Origin of the sequence: Pseudomonas sp. EA_65y_Pfl1_P113 (genome assembly GCF_963970525.1) — a bacterium.
GTDB classification, from domain to species: Bacteria; Pseudomonadota; Gammaproteobacteria; order Pseudomonadales; family Pseudomonadaceae; genus Aquipseudomonas; species Aquipseudomonas tritici.
The window spans coordinates 1-512 of sequence record NZ_CAXAQM010000377.1 but is presented as its reverse complement, the minus strand read 5'-3'; the positions used below and the strand labels follow the sequence as shown (position 1 = coordinate 512).

The 512-nt window shown below is 67.4% G+C and carries 1 protein-coding gene; it reads left to right on the top strand.

Going from position 1 to position 512, the window contains the following annotated elements; translation table 11 throughout:
* The coding region (locus tag AACY52_RS30145) for an aconitase family protein (protein WP_339561352.1) at window positions 1-512 on the top strand (512 nt) is incomplete at both ends.

Below are 512 nucleotides of genomic sequence, written 5' to 3'. Positions count from 1 at the left end.
TGCACGGTTCGCTCGCCGAAGGCATCACCGCGACCGATCTCGTGCTCACCGTCACGCAAATGCTGCGCGCCAAGGGCGTGGTCGGCCGCTTTCTCGAATTTTATGGCCCCGGCCTCGACGCACTGAGCCTCGCCGATCGTGCGACGATCGCCAACATGGCGCCGGAATACGGCGCGACCTGCGGCTTCTTCCCGGTCGACGCTGCCGCGATCGACTATCTCAAGACCTCCGGCCGCGCCTCGGCGCGCGTCGCGCTGGTGCAGGCCTATGCCAAGGCGCAGGGCATGTGGCGTCTGGCGGATGCGCCGGACCCCGTGTTCACCGACACGCTCGAACTGGATATGTCGAGCGTCGTGCCGTCGCTCGCTGGCCCCAAGCGCCCGCAGGACAAGGTCATCCTCACCGAGGTCGACGATACCTTCAACGCCGATCTCGCCAAGGTCTATAGCCGCGCCAGCGCCAAGCGCGTCCCGGTCGAAGGCCGCGACCACGACATCGGCGATGGCGACGTG